This is a genomic window from Falsigemmobacter intermedius, assembly GCF_004054105.1.
Classification (GTDB): Bacteria; Pseudomonadota; Alphaproteobacteria; order Rhodobacterales; family Rhodobacteraceae; genus Wagnerdoeblera; species Wagnerdoeblera intermedia.
In genome coordinates this window covers 168,632-185,383 of record NZ_SBLC01000006.1, presented here as the reverse complement: position 1 = coordinate 185,383, position 16,752 = coordinate 168,632, and the positions used below count along the sequence as shown (strand labels likewise).

Below are 16,752 nucleotides of genomic sequence, written 5' to 3'. Positions count from 1 at the left end.
CTGCCGTCGCATGACTTCACGGGGGGAAAGGGGCTGTTTACCCAAAAGTCGATTTACGCAACAGCGCCGCGCCACACTAATCCCGGTTCTGAAATCTTTTCGTCTAATAATTAGTATTATGTTTATTAAATAAGTATCCCTGACGGACACCCACCAAAGACCTGCACGATTCTACTCCGCTCTGGTCAAAATCCGCTAAAAACGCGATAGACCCCTCATGACGCTCCGACTGCCTGTAGATGACATCCTTTCCGATCTGAAGACCGCGCTCAGGGCTGCAGGTCGTGCTGTGCTGCAGGCGCCGCCCGGGGCTGGTAAGACCACGCGGGTGCCGCTTGCGCTGCTCGATCAGATTGCGGGCCGCATCATCATGCTGGAGCCGCGTCGGATCGCGGCCCGGGCTGCGGCGGAGCGGATGGCGGAAGCGACAGGCTCTGAGATTGGCGGACTGATCGGCTACCGCATTCGCGGCGAAGCGCGCGTCTCTGCGCAGACCCGCGTTGAGGTGGTGACAGAAGGCATCCTCACCCGGATGATCCAGTCCGATCCCGGTCTCAGCGGCATCGGCCTTGTCATCTTTGACGAATTTCACGAACGCTCTCTGACTGCCGATCTGGGCCTTGCTCTGGTGCTTGAGGTCTGTGAGGCGCTGCGCGACGACCTGCAGGTTCTCGTCATGTCGGCGACGCTGGAGGCTGCGCCGGTCGCAGCTTTGATGAATGACGCCCCGGTCATCACATCCGAGGGTCGGGCCTTTCCGGTGGAGACCCGCTGGCTGCCGCGGCCGCTGGCGACGGGCAGCCGCCTTGAGACGGAAACGGCTGCCCTTGTGCGCCAGGCCGCCGACGGGACCGAAGGTGGCATCCTTGTTTTCCTGCCCGGCGAAGGTGAAATTCGTCGCACGGCGGCCCTGCTCGCCGATAAGGTTCCGGGCTGTGTGGTGCAGCCGCTTTATGGCGCGATGGATTTCAAAGCCCAGCGGGAGGTGTTGCAGCCTCTCAGCACGGCACGAAAGCTGGTGCTGGCCACCTCAATCGCAGAGACTTCGCTGACCATTCCGGATATCCGCGTTGTGGTGGATGCCGGCCGGGCGCGGCGGGCGCGCTTTGATCCCGGCTCGGGCATGACGCGGCTGGTGACCACGAAGGTCAGCCGGGCTGAGGCCACGCAGCGACAGGGCCGCGCGGGGCGCGTGGCGCCAGGTGTCTGCTACCGCCTCTGGTCAAAGGCCGAAGAGGGCGCCCTGCCCGCCTTTCCGCCTGCGGAGATCGAAAGCGCGGATCTGTCCGGACTGGCGCTGGAACTGGCGCTCTGGGGCTCGGATGAGGGATTGAAATTTCTCACGCCACCGCCGCCGGCGGCGCTTCTGGCGGCCCGCGAGCTGCTGCGCGATCTTGGGGGTCTGGACGCAGAGTTCCGTATCACCGATCACGGGCGGCGCATGGCAGCCCTGCCGCTGCACCCGCGGCTGGCGCATATGCTGCTGAAGGCGGGTCGTCCGGCGGCGCTGACCGCCGCTCTGATGGCTGAGCGCGATCCGCTTATTGGTGCGCCGCCGGATCTGGCTTTGCGCCTGCTGGCTTTGCGCGATCCCGAGGGCTACCGCAGGCGCCATTCCTTCGCCATACATGGCGATACCGCCGCGCGCATCCGGGCTGAGGCCAAACGCCTCAGCCGCTTTGCTGAAGGCGATCAGGGTCTGACGGAGGCGCAGCAGGTGGCGCTTGCCTATCCTGACCGCATCGGCTTGCGCCGAAAGGGAGAGGCGCCCCGCTGGGTGCTCTCGGGTGGCAAAGGGGCTGCCATGGCGCCGGGCACGCCGCTGGCCGGGGCGCGGCTTCTGGTGGCCAGCGATCTGGACGGCGATGCCCGCGAGGCCATGCTGCGCCAGGCCATCGCGATTTCAGAGGCGGAACTGCGCGAGATCTATGGCGATCGTCTGCAGTGGCAGGACGTCTGCGACTGGTCCCGGCGTGAGGGGCGTATCCTTGCGCGCCGCCGCCAGAGCCTTGGGGCCCTCGTCCTCGAGGACCGCATCTGGGCGGACCCGCCGCCTGAAGCGATCGCCGCCGCAGCCCTTGAAGGGCTGCGCGATGAATTGCGTCAGGGCAACGGGCTGCCCTTCAGCGGGGCGGCACTGCGGCTGCGGCGTCGGGCACAGGCGGCGCTTGAGGCCGGTGAGGACATCCCGCCTGTTGATGACGACAGTCTGATGGCCTCTGCCGAGGAGTGGCTGTCCCCGGCGCTGACGCGCATTCGCACCCGCGAGGATCTGCGCGGGCTGAACCTCTCTGAGCCTTTACAGCTTTATCTGGGCTATCAGGCGGTGCAGCGGCTGGAGGCGCTTTATCCCTCGCATTTCACCACACCGCTCGGGCGCCGCATTGCGATTGATTATGACGGCGATCAGCCCGGCATTGAGCTGCGCATTCAGGAGCTTTTCGGCCAGACCACCCATCCGGTGACCGGACCCGCGCGCACGCCTTTGCGGCTCTCGCTGCTCTCACCGGGCGGCAAGCCGATCGCGGTAACCTCAGACCTGCCGGGGTTCTGGACCGGCAGCTATGCCGACGTGCGCAAGGATATGCGCGGACGCTACCCGCGTCACCCCTGGCCCGAGGATCCGCGGGCGGCGGATCCCACCCTGCGGGCCAAGCCGCGCGGCACCTGACCTGACGTTCTTCTTGTCTCAGCCCCCTGCCCTGATAGCCTTCCGGCTCAGATCAGCGCGGGGGAGCAGATGGCAGATCAGGTCCTAATCAGCATCGAAGAGGGCATTGCTGAGGTGCGGCTCAACCGCCCGGAAAAGCGCAACGCGCTGACGCTTGCGCTTTTTGACGCGCTGACGGCTGCGGCAGAGAGCCTCAAAGCGCGGCGTGACCTGCGCGCGGTGGTGCTCTCAGGCGAGGGCGCGGCCTTTTGTGCCGGGATCGATACATCTGAGTTCACCCGCATGGCCACAGAGGCGGAGGCCACCCGCGCGGAAATGCGCGCCGCAGCCCCCGGACAGCCGAACCGCTTTCAACGGCCCGTGACCGCCTGGGCTGACCTCGATGTGCCGGTGATTGCCGCGCTGCAGGGTGTCGCTTTTGGCGCCGGCTTTCAACTGGCGCTTGGCGCGGATTTCCGCATCGCCGCCCCCGGCACGCAGATGTCAGTGATGGAGGCCCGCTGGGGGCTGATCCCGGATATGGGCATCACCCAGAGCCTGCCGCGGCTGATGCGGGCCGATCTGGCGAAAGAGCTGATCCTGACGGCGCGTATTTTTGACGCCGCTGAGGCGCTGTCCCTGGGCCTCGTGACGCGGCTCTCAGATGATCCGCTGAAGGCTGCGCGTGAGATGGCGGCGCAGTTCCGCAGCATCTCTCCCGATGTGCTGAGGGCCGGAAAACGCCTTGTGGAGGAGGCCTGGACCGCGCCCCGGGGCCAGGGGCTGACCCTGGAGGCGGAGTATCAGGCGCAGATCATTGCAGGCCCCAATCAGATTGAGGCGGTCATGGCGGGCCTGCAAAAACGGAGCCCCCGCTTCCGCGACATCGGGTAACGGCAGGGCTTTCACGAAAGATGCCTCTTTCGCGAAAGCCGCATGGGGTTTATACGCCCCCGTCATGAGCCAGAACCCGCCAAACCTCCGCCCGGATATTGCCCCCAGCCCCCGTTTTCAGGAGCCGGTCCGTCCGGGTCAGCCGAAAATCGGTATGGTCAGCCTTGGCTGCCCCAAGGCGCTGGTGGACAGCGAACGCATTCTGACCCGGCTTCGTGCCGAGGGCTATGCCATCAGCCCCGATTATCGCGGCGCTGAAGCCGTGATCGTCAACACCTGCGGCTTCCTCGACAGCGCCAAGGCCGAAAGCCTGGAAGCCATCGGTGAGGCGCTTCGTGAAAACGGCAAGGTCATCGTGACCGGCTGCCTTGGTGCAGAGCCCGAATATATCACCGGGGTTCACCCCAAGGTCATGGCCGTCACCGGCCCGCAGCAATATGAGCAGGTGCTCGACGCGGTGCATAAAGCCTCGCCGCCCTCGCCCGATCCCTTTGTGGATCTGCTGCCTGCGACCGGCGTGAAGCTGACCCCGCGCCATTTCAGCTATCTGAAAATCTCAGAGGGCTGCAATCATAAGTGCAAATTCTGCATCATCCCGGATATGCGCGGCAAACTGGCCTCGCGTCCGGCCCATGCCGTGATGCGCGAAGCGGAAAAGCTGGTTGAGGCCGGTGTGCGTGAGCTTCTGGTCATCAGCCAGGACACGTCCGCCTATGGCCTTGATATCGGCTATAAGGAAGAGCGCGGCCACCGCGCCCATATCACCGATCTCGCCCGCGATCTCGGCTCGCTTGGGGCCTGGGTGCGACTGCACTACGTCTATCCCTATCCGCATGTGCGCAACCTCATTCCGCTGATGGCGGAAGGCCTGGTCCTGCCCTATCTGGATATTCCCTTCCAGCACGCGCATCCCGATGTCCTGAAGCGCATGGCGCGTCCTGCGGCAGCGGCAAAGACCCTTGATGAGATCGCCGCATGGCGTCGGGACTGCCCCGATATCACTCTGCGCTCGACCTTCATCGTCGGCTACCCCGGCGAGACTGAGGCTGAGTTCCAGACCCTGCTCGACTGGCTTGATGAGGCGCAGCTCGACCGCGTCGGCGCGTTTAAATACGAAAACGTCGCGGGCGCGCGCTCGAACGATCTGCCCGACCACGTGCCCGAAGAGGTCAAGGAAGAGCGTTACCACCGCTTTATGGAAAAGGCGCTGGCGATCTCGGCCGCCAAGCTCGAAGCCAAAGTCGGCACCACCCTTCAGGTGATCGTCGATGAGGTGGATGAAGCCGGGGCGACCTGCCGCACCAAAGGTGATGCACCGGAAATCGACGGCAACCTCTTTATCGACGAAGATTTCGAGGGGCTTTCGGCGGGCGATATCGTCACCGTTGAGGTGGATGAGGCCGGAGATTATGACCTATGGGGCAGCCTGGTGAAATAAGAGACAGAAAACCCCCGCAGATCTTATGACCTGCGGGGGTTTCTCATCTCTCACTCTTCGGCGGCTGGCAGAATAATCTCGAAGGAGCTGCCCTCTCCCTCGCGGCTCTCAACCTTCAGCCGGCCGCGGTGGCGGTTGAGGATATGCTTCACAATCGCCAGTCCGAGCCCCGTCCCCCCCTTTTCGCGTGAGCGGTGGTTGTCCACGCGGTAGAAGCGCTCGGTCAGGCGCGGCAGGTGGATCGCGGGAATCCCCTCGCCGAAATCGCGCACGGCGATGGAGACAGCCGGGCCGCGCAGCTGGGCATCGTGCTGCAGAAACTGCAGCCGCACCCGGATACGCCCGCCCGATCCGCCGTATTTGACGCCGTTTTCAATCAGATTGTGCAGCACCTGGGTCATCTGGTCAAAATCGGCGCGGATCTTCGGGACCGAAGGTGCAAAATCGCTCTCCAGCGTCACACCCGCCGCCTCGGCCATAGGGCGCAGCGTGTTCATGACCGAGACCACCAGGGTCCGGGGCTCAATCATGGCCGTCGGGCGCACGCGCTCCTCCGCCTCAACGCGGCTCAGCGACAGCAACTCCCCGACGAGCCGGTTCATCCGCAGGGCTTCGCGCTCCATGATCCCAAGAAACCGCTCCCGCGCGGCGGGGTCATCTTTCGCAGCGCCTCGCAACGTCTCCACAAAGCCCATCAGAGCGGTGAGCGGCGTGCGCAGTTCATGGCTGACGTTTGCGACGAAGTCGCGCCGCATATCGGCGGCATGTTCCACATCTGAGACATCCTGGAAAGCAAAGCTGACGCTGCCGTCGCTCAGGGCGGCGACGCGGCCCTGATAATGCCGCTCCCGTCCCGCGCCACTGTTGCGCCAGCTGAGCGCGCCGCCCGGCTCACCGCTCAGGGCTTTTTCAATGGCAGCGGCCGGCTCGGGATGACGCAGGACGATCAGATAATGCCGCCCCTCACAATCGCCGAAGACCGCGCGGGCAAGGCTGTTCACACGGGTGATCCGCTCATCCGCGCCGATCAGCAGCATGGGCATCGGCACCGCGTCAATCATCTCACCCGCGGATACGGGGGGCGCTAAAGTCTGAGGCTGCATCCCTGGCTCCTTTTGGGGCCTTATGGCCTGCAAGTATCACAGTTTTATGACAGAGTTGCCCGGCCGTGTCACATAGGGGAATGCGGTGCCGCAAGAGCCTGTTACATCCGCTCCAGGATCGCCGCAGCCGCGCGGACCGGGCTGAGGTGCCCTTTGGTGACCTGAGCCGCCTTTTCCCCCATCAGGGCGCGCAGCTGCGGATCTTCGGTCAGCCTCGCAAGAAGCGCCTGACGCACCTCATCCTCAAACCAGGCACGGGCCTGGGCGGCGCGGCGGGACTGGTGAAAGCCATTGGCCGCGCGCCAGTCCCAAAGGGTTTTCATCTCCTCCCAGGCGCGGGCAATGCCCTCTTCCGCAAGGGCGGAGACGGGCAGCACTTTGGGGAAATCCGCCGGGTCCTGGGCACGCTTGCGCAGGAGCCGCAAAGCGCCTGCGTAATCCGCCACAGTGCGCAGGGCTGCGGGCTTCAGATCGCCGTCGGCTTTGTTCACGAGGATGATATCCGCCATCTCCATGATGCCGCGTTTCACCCCCTGAAGCTCATCGCCCCCCGCAGGCGCCAGGAGCAGGATGAACAGATCGGTCATCCCTTCCACCATGGTCTCGGATTGCCCGACGCCCACGGTCTCCACAAGAACAACGTCATAGCCTGCCGCTTCACACAGCGTCACCGACTCGCGCGAGCGCCGCGCCACGCCGCCCAGATGGGCCTGGCTGGGCGAGGGCCGGATGAAGGCCAGCGGATCCCGGCTCAAAAGCTCCATCCGCGTCTTATCGCCAAGGATTGAGCCGCCCGATCGCGAAGAGCTGGGGTCCACTGCCAGCACGGCGACCCGTTTGCCCTGCCCGGTCAGATATTTTCCAAAGCTCTCAATGAAGGTCGATTTGCCGACCCCCGGCGTCCCGGACAGCCCGATCCGCATGGCTTCCCGCGGGGCGCTGTCGCGCAGAACTTCCAGCAGCTCTGCGGCAAGCGCCCTGTGATCCGAGCGTGAGCTTTCGACCAGAGTGATTGCCCGTGCCAGCGCCCGCCGCTCACCGCTGCGCAGTCTTTGCGCAAGATCCTGAATATCCATCGCCACTTCTTCCCCCCTCTGCCCTTGCACCCCGGCAGCTCTCACCGCATCTAAAGAGCCAGGCATGGCCTTGCGGCTATCTCGCCTGGGGAAGCCTTCTGTGTCCAGAGGGCGCAAGCCTGAAGGAGGCCCCTGATGACAGTGTTTTCACGGCTCAAGGCCCTGACCCTTTTTGCAGGGATCGCCCTGAGCGCGGTTCCGGCCGCCGCCGAAACACGCCAGGAAGCGCGCTTTGACCTTGAGATCCGGGGCATCCGCATGGGGCAACTGGTCTATTCGGCGGTGGAAAAAGACGGAAGTTATGCGATTTCGGGCACGGTTCAGACCACGGGTCTCGCCGGAATGCTGCGGAAAATGCGCTATGACGCCAAGGTGCAGGGCCGCATCACTTCACGCGGCTATGCGCCGGTCCGCTATGACCAGAGCGGCGGTGCGGGCAATCGCTACAGCGAGGAGACCGTCACCTGGAGCGGTGGCGTGCCGCGCATCACCCGCCGTGAGCCGCCGCGCTCTCCGGGCGGGAATGACGCCGATCCGGCCCGCCAGCGCGGGACCGTGGACACGCTGACTACGATCTATGCCACCCTGCGCGACGTTCCGCAGTCAGAGGCCTGCAAAAGCGGCCTCGTGATGTTTGACGGCCGCTACCGGATGGAGCTTCAACTCTCCCGTGCTCAGCCCGCCCGCGATGGCGGTGTGACCTGCAACGGCGCTTATATCCGGCGTGAGGGCTTCAGCGCGGCGGAAATGGCTGAGCGGGTTCAGTTTCCCTTTACCCTGCACTACCGCCCCGATGGCGCAGGCAATCTGCGGGTCGCCCAGGTGACCATGGAAAGCCTTTACGGCAATGCCCGCCTCGTGCGCCGCTGAGCGGCGACGGAACCGGAGCGCGGCACCGGCGTTGGTCCGGCATCATCGGGAAGGCATAAAAGAACGCAGCCCCTGGGGCTGCGTCTGAAGACAGAAAGGGGCCGGTCGCGCCGGCCCGTTCTGAAGAGATGCTTCAGTTGACCAGCGTGTCAGTCGAGGCAAAGAACATCGCCTGCGAGACAGCCGAGCGGACCTGCTCATCCGTATAGGGTTTGTTGATCAGGAAGGCCGGCTCCGGACGCTCACCGGTGAGGAGCCGTTCGGGGAAGGCGGTGATGAAGATCACCGGAAGGTCGGGGAAGTCCTTCAGGATGTCGTTCACGGCATCGACGCCCGAGGAATTGTCGGCCAGCTGGATATCCGCAAGGATCAGATCGGGCTTTTCGCGCTTGGCCAGCGCAACAGCCTCGGTCCGGGTCCGCGCGATACCCGTCACATCATGGCCCATCTCTTCGACGATGGCACTGAGATCCATTGCGATCACAGCTTCGTCCTCGATGATCATCACGTTTCCGGCGACGGAATCTGCCATTTCGGTAATTGCCTTCTCGATCAGTGCCGAAGCTTCGGCCTCATCCGCTCCGATGATGGCGGCCACTTCGGAGGTCGTGAACCCCTCGATGGTGCTGAGCAGCAGCGCCTCGCGGGAGTTGGGGGTGAGGCGCGCCATATGCGCCTGTGCGGCCGCGCCAAGCCGGCTGTCGCTGGCGTCAGAAACCGGTGCGCCGGTTCCGGCCCAGACAGTGTGCAGCACCGAGAAAAGCGCGACCTTATGATTGTCGTGGGAGGAAAGGATACCAGGGTCGGCCAGAATGGCTTCGAGCGTTGCAATGGCGTAATTGTCGCCGGTGGTCTGGTTACCGGTGAGAGCGCGGGCATAGCGCCGAAGGTAGGGCAAATGCCCCGCAATCGAGGCTGTCAGATCGACTTGGCCCTGAGCGGTCATAGAATTTCTCTCCCGTTTTGTTCAATTCTTCGGAACCAAACGCACGCTTAGGGTGTTTGGTTCCCGGAGCCATGGCAGGAAGAAACTTATGAAGTCTAAAAAAGCGGGGAATCCAGCCTCGCGGTCTGCGCTTAAGGCACAGATCGACGACAACCTCAGGAAAGTTTATGAAGCGGCGTTGAATGAAGAGGTGCCTGATCGGTTCAAAGACCTGCTTGAGAAACTGAAAGCGAAGGAAACACCCTGATGGCGGACCGCAAGCCCGCCCCCCCGGTGGACCCGCGTGAGCGGCTCGCTGAAACGCTGCCCAGCCTGCGGGCCTTTGCGATCAGTCTGTGCCGCAACGTTACTCAGGCTGATGACCTTGTCCAAGAAACTCTGCTGAAGGCATGGCGCAATATCGAGAAATTCGACCCCGCGACCAATCTTGAAGCCTGGCTCTTCACCATCCTGCGCAACACGTTTTATTCCTCACTTCGTAAGTCCCGCCGAGAAGTCAGCGATCCTGATGGCGCCCATGCCGGTTCGCTTTACGAAAAGCCTGCCCATGACGGCCGCCTGGCGATGAATGACTTTCAGCGCGCCTTCGATCAGCTTTCGCCCGAGCATCGGGAAGTGTTGATCCTTGTCGGGGCTTCGGGCTATTCCTGTGAAGAAGCCTCTGAGATGATGGGCGTCGCCGTCGGAACCGTCAAAAGCCGCGCCAGCCGCGCACGTAAAAAGCTGGCGGAACTGATGCAACTTGAAAAAGGCGAAGATCTTTTTGCCGGAACCGATGGTGCCATGGCTGCCGTGATCAGTAAATCCGCCGTGCAGGGATGATGCTCAGACGCCTTTTCTGGCCCTTTCGCACCGGGCTCGCCCGGCGATTGACCATTACGAATATTATGGCGCTGTTGCCGCTTCTGATGCTGGCAGCTTTGCTGACGCGGGAATTGTTTAAAGAATATGAGAGCAATCAGGCCCGCGCCGCGCTTGGCCTGACGGTGCGGGCGGCCGAGCCTGAGATCAATCTGATCAGGGCGGCGCGCACACTTTCTGCGACGCTGGCGGCCATCGCGCCGGATGTGCTGCGCAGTGACGAAGACTGCGCAAGGGTCATGGATCTGGCGGCCGCCTCTCACCCTGATTTTTCGCTCGTCGGCTATATTTCAGAAGACGGGATGATGCGCTGCGGCTCGGGCGGGCGGCAGTATGATTTTGCCGGAAGTGATCTTCTTGCGCGTATGACCGAAAGCGGGGGCACCAATATCGCGCTCGCGCGGGTGGGGCCGGTGTCGGGGGTTCCGATTTTGTCGGTGCCCTCTCCGGTCATCGGGACGGATGGCGACCGCGACGGGATGATCGTCGTCTCAATCCCGCAGCATGTGCTGCATATCAAGCGTGAGGACCTGGGCGACGATTCAGCCCCTGTTCCCGAGGCGCTTTTAACCTTCGACAATGAGGGGCAGCTTCTGACCACCTCGGTCGTGGTGTCGCGGGCGCTGGAACTCCTGCCCCAGGGGCGCGAGCTTCTGGATCTGACCCATATGGGCAATACCTCTTTCCTCGATACTGATTACACCGGAACCGACCGCAGCTATGCGGTTGTCCCCCTGACGCGGGAGCTTTTTCTGCTCGGCGTCTGGAACAGCGAAGCGCGCAGCGGCATTGCCGCGCTGCGGATCTCGCCCTTCCTGATCTTCGGCCTTGTTCTGATCTCCTGCTTTACGGCGGCAACGCTGGCAGCGGACCGCCTGGTGACGCGCCATGTCCGCAGTCTGGCCTCCGCGATGGAGGCTTTTGCCTCAGGCTCGCGGCAGTCCTATCGCAGTACGCTGCATGATCCGCCCGCCGAGATCGCGGTCCTTGCCGAAGCCTATGATATGATGACGGAGACCATTCAGCGCGAAGAAGCCGAGCTGGAAGATCTTCTGCGCGAGAAGGAATATCTGCTGCGCGAGGTCCACCACCGGACCGGGAACTCGATGCAGCTGATCGCCTCGATCCTGCGGATGCATATCCGTGAGACCGAAGATCCGGTGCAGAAGGGCGTTCTTGACCACCTTTACGGACGGGTGATGATCCTCTCGACCGTGCACCTTGGCCTTTACCGGACCTCAGGCGTCTCCAGCCTCGATATGCAGCGGCTCTTTAACGATGTGATCTCGCGGGTCGATCTGTTGCACAGCCGGCCCGAGCGCAGCCGCAGCGTTGTGGCAGAGGTTGAAAGCCTGAGCCTGCCGCCGCAGCAGGCGGTGCCCATGGCCCTGATGCTGTCAGAAGTGCTCCCCGCTTTCTACAGCGCCTATTCCGATGAGGATGCCGATCCCGTCGTCGTCCATCTGTCGATGAAATCCGACCATGATGCCATTTTCGCCATCGATGGCCCTGCAGGGGCCCTGCCGCGTCTGAACGGCACCGATGGCACGGTTCCTTCGCAGATTGGCGCGCGGCTTTTGCGCAATTTCGTGCGTCAACTTGATGGGGAAATGGATCTGATCACCCTCTCCCCCGAGCGGCTGCGATTTGAGATGCGCTTTGTCGCCAGGGCCCCGCAATCTCTCTCAGAAGCCGATCCTTCCTCTGGTGAAGCTGCCGTCTGATCGCGGTTCACACCCGCTCACAGAGCGGTGAGCCGGAGGAACGCGCCCTCGTTCTCAGGGGTTAACCTCCCGAAGCAACGGTAAGAAAGGGATGAGAAATGAACTGGGACCAGATTGAAGGTCGTTGGAAAGAGTTCAAAGGCAAAGCTCGGGAAACCTGGGGCGATCTGACCGACGACGAATATGATCGTGTTGCGGGCAAGCGTGACCAGATGGTCGGGCTGATGCAGAAGAAATACGGCGACTCGAAAGAGGCCGCGGAGAAACGTGTGGACGACTGGGCTTCGCGCCTCTGACAGGACGTCCCGTCCCAATGTGCCACCGCCCCGGATTTCCCGGGGCGGTTTTCATTTTATCAGCTGTATTTCCCGGCACGCAGCGCGGTCAGTCCTGAAAGGTTGATCGACGTGATATTCGTGCCCCCCCGCCAGAGACCAGCTGCACGATGGGGTTGGAGCTGCCCGACGAGGCAGTGCCGCTGCCCGCAAGCGCGGTGTAACGGCTGATCAGCTTTGACAATTCTGCGGGATCCTGCAGCTTCTCCAGGTCAAACCGCTTGGCAAGCGTGGCTGCCTGTTTGTCGACATCGCTGGTTTTCAGACTCTGCGGAAGTCCGAGGGCGGTGTAGAAAAAATCCTGTGCCTTGGTGTCGGCCAGAACGTTATACCAACTGGTAATGCCCGGTGCTTTGCGCTGCATATGCAGAACGACGCCCACCGGCTCATTCTGCTCAAGCTGCGATTCCATCAGCTTCTGAGTGACATAAGTATCGACAAGCGCCTTGCGCCAGTCGGGATCTTTGAACTTCGCCGGAGCGCTGCCGTCGCTTCCGAACTCAAGCGTATTGCGGATTTCCCGAAACCGCTTGTCCGTCAGCCGGTTCACCAGAGCGCCCTTCTCAGCAGGATCTGAGACCAGCACCTTTTTCATCATGGCCTTGCCGAACATCTGGTTCTCAAGCCCGTGCGCTTTCATCACAAAAGCATAGACCTGATAATCCTTGACCAGATCATCCACCGAGGTGATCGAGGCGATGCGCTCTTCAAAGGCCTTGATTTCGCGGGCATTCACCACGTCTTTGCGAATGGAGGCCTCAAAGCTTTCCCGCTTTGAGGTGACGAGTTTCAGCGCAAGTGCGGCCGGGAGAGAGCTGGTGTTGATCATAGCGACTGCTCCGGAGAAAACCGCGCGAAGAGGGTGTCTTCATGGCGGATGACAGGGGCCAGCGCCCGAAAGGCGCCATAGAAATTCTGCGACTGAAGGCAGGTTTCTGCCTCGCCGATAGGGGCGGAAAAGCGTGGCAGCGCGCGGGCCAGATCCTCAAGCCCGGCGGTGATCACCGGCAGGAGTTCGGCACGATGGGCCTGGCTGACCAGGGCGATCTGGATCTGATAGGCGACACGCCGCACGGGGGTCCGGGCGGTGGCTTCTTCCAGCATCTCATCGCCGCGCAGCACATCGGCACGGTTTTCAATCTCAAGCGTCTGACGGCGGGGGCCGTTTTTCAGAACGCAGCCATTGATGATGACCCGCTCACCCGGGCGCAGCGAGAGATGAAGCGGCATATCAGCCCTCTGCCCCGCTGATGCCGGCCAACCCGTCAATGAACGGACGGTTAATGCCAACCAGCGCAGCCACAGTGCCTGCCCCGCTCATCAGATCAGCGGTGATGCGATCAACAGTGTAGGAGATCGAAATGATCGCGGCCCTCAACTCGGGCGGCAAGGCATTCTCAGGCTGCGAGAGATCGCGCCGAAGCAGCGACCAGAGGCGGGTGTTATCAACCAACGCAAGTTGCAGACTGCCTTTCAGCGCGGACAGACGATCGGCTTTGCTTTCCGCACGATCGTAAGCCGCACCCCAGGTTTCAAGATCGGCGGTGATGCGGTTAAAGATACGCCGCTCGACCGAGCGCGGGCTTTCAAGATCGCGCTGCACGCGCTTATAGGCTGAGACGCTCACTGGCTCACTCCTTCACAAGTACAATTTATTCTATTCTTGTAATTCATGAAGGTCGAGACAAAAGAAGAAGGGCCCCGAAGGGCCCTTCCCGATAATCTGTCGCGCCGGATTAACGGAACAGCGAGACGAGGTTCTGCGGCGCCTGGTTGGCGATCGACAGAGCTTGGGTTGCCAGCTGCTGCTGAACCTGAAGCGCCTGCAGGCGGGCTGCTTCAGCTTCCATATCCGCATCAACCATGGCGCCAACGCCGGTGTCGATGGTGTCGGTGAGCTTCTTCAGGAACTCCTGCTGTTGCTCAACCGATTTCTCAGAAAGACCGAGCTGCGTCGAAGCATCGGTTGCAGCTTTCAGCTGTTTATTTGCAGTATCAAGAACCGTTCTGCGTGCCTCTTCCGGATCGGCACCGGTTGCCGAGATGTCGAGAGCTTCAAGCGCGGTCGCGATTGCGTCGAGGTTGACGCCGTTGACCCCCATGGTCGTCACATTGAACGTCTGACCAACACGGCTGACACCGGTTACTACGTTCGCGCCGTAGGTCGCCGGAACAGCGGGGGTAGGCGGAACTGTGGTGTTGTCAGCAGGGGTGCCCGGAGTGCCCACGCGACCGCCGTTGACCCAGCTTTCGCCGTTGAACGAAGATTGTTGAGCGACAGTCTTCAGTCGGCCAACCAGTTCGGTGAGCTCTTTCTGGATGTCTTCGTGGTTCATCGCGCCGGCTTGGCCGAATGCGACTTTCTCGGTAAATTCACCGATCAGCTCCACAAAGGTCTCCGCACCAAGACGGCCGGTTTTCAGGGAGTTAGCGGTCAGCGTCAGGCCTTCCTGAATCGCCGAATACATACCGCTGTCGCCTTTCATCGTCTCGGAGATCGAGTAATAGGCAGCGTTGTCTTTAGCCGACGAGATTTTCAGGCCGGTCGAGATGCGCTCCTGCGTGGTCGACAGGTTTTTGTTCACATCGCGCAGGGTCGACAGCGCGTTCATGGCCTGGGTGTTGGTATTGATCGAGGACATCAGATCATTCCTTTTTTGCTTCTGCAGTCATTCCGCCTTCTGGCAAAAGAGAGCCGTTGTGGCTTTCAAAAGGGGTTCATGGTATTCTTGGTTAATACCTGGTTAATACTTGTTGATCATGTGAAATATTCTTAAAAAATTTCTTCCGTACAGAAAAACACCTGCCGAAGGCAGGTGGGGAGGGGCTTTCAGAGGTTGGTGTCAATCTCCCGTTGCGTCGCGGATGCGCCTGGCGCGGTGGTCTGGCCGCTTTTATCGTACATGCCTTTGAGAGAGTGGCGGTCGCGCACGCGGGTGACCTCCAGACGGATAGCGCGGGCGGCGTCGGACATGGCGCTCAGAAGATCGGCGTTGCGGTTGATCTGGGTGGCAAGGGCCTGAATGCGGCTGCGAAGCGCTGCGGCAACCTCAGCGCTTTCATGCAGAAAGGGCTCAACCACCGGCTGGCGGGTTTCCAGCCGGGTCAGAAGCACCTGCTTTTGCGGATAAAGAGCCACCACCGCCGCCACATCGCCCTGCAAAAGCGCCTCATTCTCGCGTTCCAGAAGCGCAGTCAGTTCCGCCACCACCGCGGCGAAGCGGGAGATGTTTTCCTCATCATCACCGGTCAGCGGCGGGCGCTCTCCCAAAGCGGCGCGGGAGCGGCGTTCCTGAAAGCGGGCAGCGATCCGGCTGATCGCAGCCGCAGGCGTCAGTTTCATTTGCCGTAAGCCGCGATGGCGCGCTCAACGCTTTGGGCGATGCCGGTCTGGCCGGTGGCGGCGATCTCTTCTGCCATGGCCGCGGCGAAAAAACTGCGCCACTGATCGCCCGCTTTGCCCCCCATGGCCGTCTCACCGGCCGTGCGCAGCATTTCCGACACCATGGGGGTCAGCATGGCCGCTTCAAACCGGCGGGCGGTCTCGGCGGCAGTCTCATCGCGCTTTGGCGCTGCGGTGGTGAAATCCGGGGTCACGGCTGCCGGCGGGGTCAGACGCATCAGATGATCTCCAGATCAGCATGCAGGGCGCCTGCTTCTTTCAGCGCCTGCAAAATCGCAATGGTGTCGCGGGTGCCAATGCCGATGGCGTTGAGACCATCCACCAGATCCTGCAGCGAGACATCGCCCTGAAGGACCGCAAAGCCGCTGTCGCGGGGCACCAGATCGATTTCCGTGGTGGGCACCACGATGGTACCGCCGACCGAGACCGGCTCCGGCTGGCTGACCTCTGCGCCTTCGCGGACCATTACGGTCAGGCCGCCCTGGCTGATCGCCACTTCATCAATGCGCACATTTGCCCCGATGACGATGGTGCCGGTTTTGGCATCAATTACCACACGGGCCGCGCTGTCAGGGGTGACGGTCAGGTTCTCAATCCCGGCAAGCAGTTGCGGAATGTCAGACTTTCCCGCGCCCTGGATCTCAACGGTGCCCGGATCAAGCACTCTTGCGCGTGTATTGCCGGGGCTTTGGTTGATGGCTTCAGCCATACGGCTGGCCGTGGTGAAATCGGGGTTCCTGAGGGCGAGGCGCACCGAATCCAGTTCATTGAGGGCAAATTCAACCTCGCGCTCCACGATCGCACCATTGGCAATCCGCGCGACGGTCGGCACGCCGTCGGTCACCGAGGCCGCCTGCCCGCGCACGGAGAAGCCACTGACCGAGACCGGGCCCTGGCCCACCGCATAGATATTGCCGTCAGCCCCCGCGAGGGGCGTCACCAGCAGCGTGCCCCCGCGCAGCGAGGTGGCATCGCCCAGCGATGAAACCGTGACATCCAGCGTCGACCCGCGGCGGGCAAAAGCGCCAAGGTTGGCCGTGACCATCACCGCGGCGGTGTTCTTTGACTTGATCTGCTCATCCGAGAGATTGCCCACCCCCAGACGTCCCAGCATGCCTTCCATGGATTTGCGCGTGAAGGGGCTGTTCTTCAGGCTGTCACCGGTGCCGTTCAGGCCGACAACCAGACCGTAACCGATCAGCTGGTTCTCCCTGACCCCTTCAAAATGCGCGATATCTTTGATGCGCACCTGAGACGCGGCGGCCTGAGGCAGCAGCGCAGCGAGGCAGGCCGCAAAGAGCGGAAACGTCAGGCTGTGTCGGGTCAAAACTGGGTCACTCCGGCGCGGCATTAATCGGGATAGGCGGCTCAAGCAGAAACAAGTATAGTTATAATAATACATGTATTGATTGATGTAAATTCTTGTGGTGAAAGCGCAGCGGACGTTGCCCC

General features: G+C 62.2%; 18 protein-coding genes. 8 read left to right on the top strand and 10 right to left on the bottom strand.

The genetic code is table 11. The features are described from left to right. Positions 1-217: 217 nt before the first annotated feature. The 3 genes from hrpB (at position 218) to rimO (ending at position 4,982) form a co-directional block, all read left to right on the top strand. A complete protein-coding gene (hrpB, locus tag EP867_RS06300) occupies positions 218-2,671 on the top strand; it encodes an ATP-dependent helicase HrpB (protein ID WP_128487350.1) in 2,454 nt (817 codons plus the stop codon). Positions 2,672-2,740: 69 nt separating this feature from the next. Beyond that, the gene (locus EP867_RS06295; RefSeq protein WP_128487349.1) at positions 2,741-3,544 is read left to right on the top strand and encodes a crotonase/enoyl-CoA hydratase family protein; all 804 of its coding nucleotides are present in this window, start codon (positions 2,741-2,743) and stop codon (positions 3,542-3,544) included. A gap of 64 nt (positions 3,545-3,608) precedes the next feature. After that, positions 3,609-4,982 carry a 30S ribosomal protein S12 methylthiotransferase RimO gene (gene rimO / locus EP867_RS06290; protein ID WP_128487348.1) on the top strand — a complete coding sequence of 458 codons (1,374 nt, stop codon included), beginning with the start codon at positions 3,609-3,611 and terminating at the stop codon, positions 4,980-4,982. A 50-nt stretch (positions 4,983-5,032) separates the two neighbouring features. Here rimO and EP867_RS06285 read toward each other — a convergent pair whose 3' ends face one another. Beyond that, positions 5,033-6,043: an ATP-binding protein gene (locus EP867_RS06285; protein ID WP_241656835.1), complete on the bottom strand. Its 1,011-nt coding sequence runs from the start codon at positions 6,041-6,043 to the stop codon at positions 5,033-5,035. Between the two features lie 143 nt (positions 6,044-6,186). Continuing rightward, a complete protein-coding gene (meaB, locus tag EP867_RS06280) occupies positions 6,187-7,161 on the bottom strand; it encodes a methylmalonyl Co-A mutase-associated GTPase MeaB (RefSeq protein WP_128487360.1) in 975 nt (324 codons plus the stop codon). A gap of 135 nt (positions 7,162-7,296) precedes the next feature. Here meaB and EP867_RS06275 point away from each other — a divergent pair, with 135 nt between their 5' ends. Continuing rightward, on the top strand, positions 7,297-8,031 hold the full coding sequence (locus tag EP867_RS06275; protein WP_128487346.1) for a DUF3108 domain-containing protein: 735 nt from the start codon (positions 7,297-7,299) through the stop codon (positions 8,029-8,031). Positions 8,032-8,164: 133 nt separating this feature from the next. Here the strand turns inward: EP867_RS06275 and EP867_RS06270 are convergent, their stop codons facing one another. Beyond that, positions 8,165-8,977, bottom strand: a complete 813-nt coding sequence (locus EP867_RS06270; protein WP_128487345.1) for a response regulator — start codon at positions 8,975-8,977, stop codon at positions 8,165-8,167. Between the two features lie 88 nt (positions 8,978-9,065). Here EP867_RS06270 and EP867_RS06265 point away from each other — a divergent pair, with 88 nt between their 5' ends. The 4 genes from EP867_RS06265 to EP867_RS06250 all read left to right on the top strand — a co-directional run bounded on the left by EP867_RS06265 (position 9,066) and on the right by EP867_RS06250 (position 11,858). Continuing rightward, positions 9,066-9,224, top strand: a complete 159-nt coding sequence (locus tag EP867_RS06265; RefSeq protein ID WP_128487344.1) for a NepR family anti-sigma factor — start codon at positions 9,066-9,068, stop codon at positions 9,222-9,224. Beyond that, a complete protein-coding gene (locus EP867_RS06260) occupies positions 9,224-9,799 on the top strand; it encodes an RNA polymerase sigma factor (protein ID WP_128487343.1) in 576 nt (191 codons plus the stop codon). The genes EP867_RS06265 and EP867_RS06260 overlap by 1 nt, the downstream gene beginning before the upstream one ends. Beyond that, the gene (locus EP867_RS06255; protein ID WP_164888777.1) at positions 9,799-11,562 is read left to right on the top strand and encodes a sensor histidine kinase; all 1,764 of its coding nucleotides are present in this window, start codon (positions 9,799-9,801) and stop codon (positions 11,560-11,562) included. Before EP867_RS06260 ends, EP867_RS06255 begins: the two co-directional genes overlap by 1 nt. Before the next feature lie 98 nt (positions 11,563-11,660). Beyond that, entirely contained in the window at positions 11,661-11,858 is a 198-nt protein-coding gene (locus EP867_RS06250) for a CsbD family protein (protein ID WP_128487341.1), read from the top strand. A gap of 88 nt (positions 11,859-11,946) precedes the next feature. Here EP867_RS06250 and EP867_RS06245 read toward each other — a convergent pair whose 3' ends face one another. From EP867_RS06245 to EP867_RS06215, 7 genes are all read right to left on the bottom strand, one after another. Further along, on the bottom strand, positions 11,947-12,726 hold the full coding sequence (locus tag EP867_RS06245; protein ID WP_128487340.1) for a DUF1217 domain-containing protein: 780 nt from the start codon (positions 12,724-12,726) through the stop codon (positions 11,947-11,949). Next, a complete protein-coding gene (locus tag EP867_RS06240) occupies positions 12,723-13,127 on the bottom strand; it encodes a flagellar biosynthesis repressor FlbT (RefSeq protein ID WP_128487339.1) in 405 nt (134 codons plus the stop codon). Before EP867_RS06240 ends, EP867_RS06245 begins: the two co-directional genes overlap by 4 nt. 1 nt (position 13,128) lies before the next feature. Beyond that, positions 13,129-13,524 carry a flagellar biosynthesis regulator FlaF gene (locus tag EP867_RS06235; RefSeq protein WP_128487338.1) on the bottom strand — a complete coding sequence of 132 codons (396 nt, stop codon included), beginning with the start codon at positions 13,522-13,524 and terminating at the stop codon, positions 13,129-13,131. Between the two features lie 109 nt (positions 13,525-13,633). Continuing rightward, entirely contained in the window at positions 13,634-14,539 is a 906-nt protein-coding gene (locus EP867_RS06230) for a flagellin N-terminal helical domain-containing protein (protein WP_128487337.1), read from the bottom strand. A 188-nt stretch (positions 14,540-14,727) separates the two neighbouring features. After that, a complete protein-coding gene (locus EP867_RS06225; RefSeq protein WP_128487336.1) occupies positions 14,728-15,240 on the bottom strand; it encodes a hypothetical protein in 513 nt (170 codons plus the stop codon). Continuing rightward, positions 15,237-15,518, bottom strand: coding sequence for a rod-binding protein (locus tag EP867_RS06220; RefSeq protein WP_128487335.1), 282 nt, complete (start codon positions 15,516-15,518; stop codon positions 15,237-15,239). Before EP867_RS06220 ends, EP867_RS06225 begins: the two co-directional genes overlap by 4 nt. After that, a complete protein-coding gene (locus EP867_RS06215; RefSeq protein WP_241656834.1) occupies positions 15,518-16,627 on the bottom strand; it encodes a flagellar basal body P-ring protein FlgI in 1,110 nt (369 codons plus the stop codon). The genes EP867_RS06220 and EP867_RS06215 overlap by 1 nt, the downstream gene beginning before the upstream one ends. Positions 16,628-16,752 lie beyond the last annotated feature (125 nt).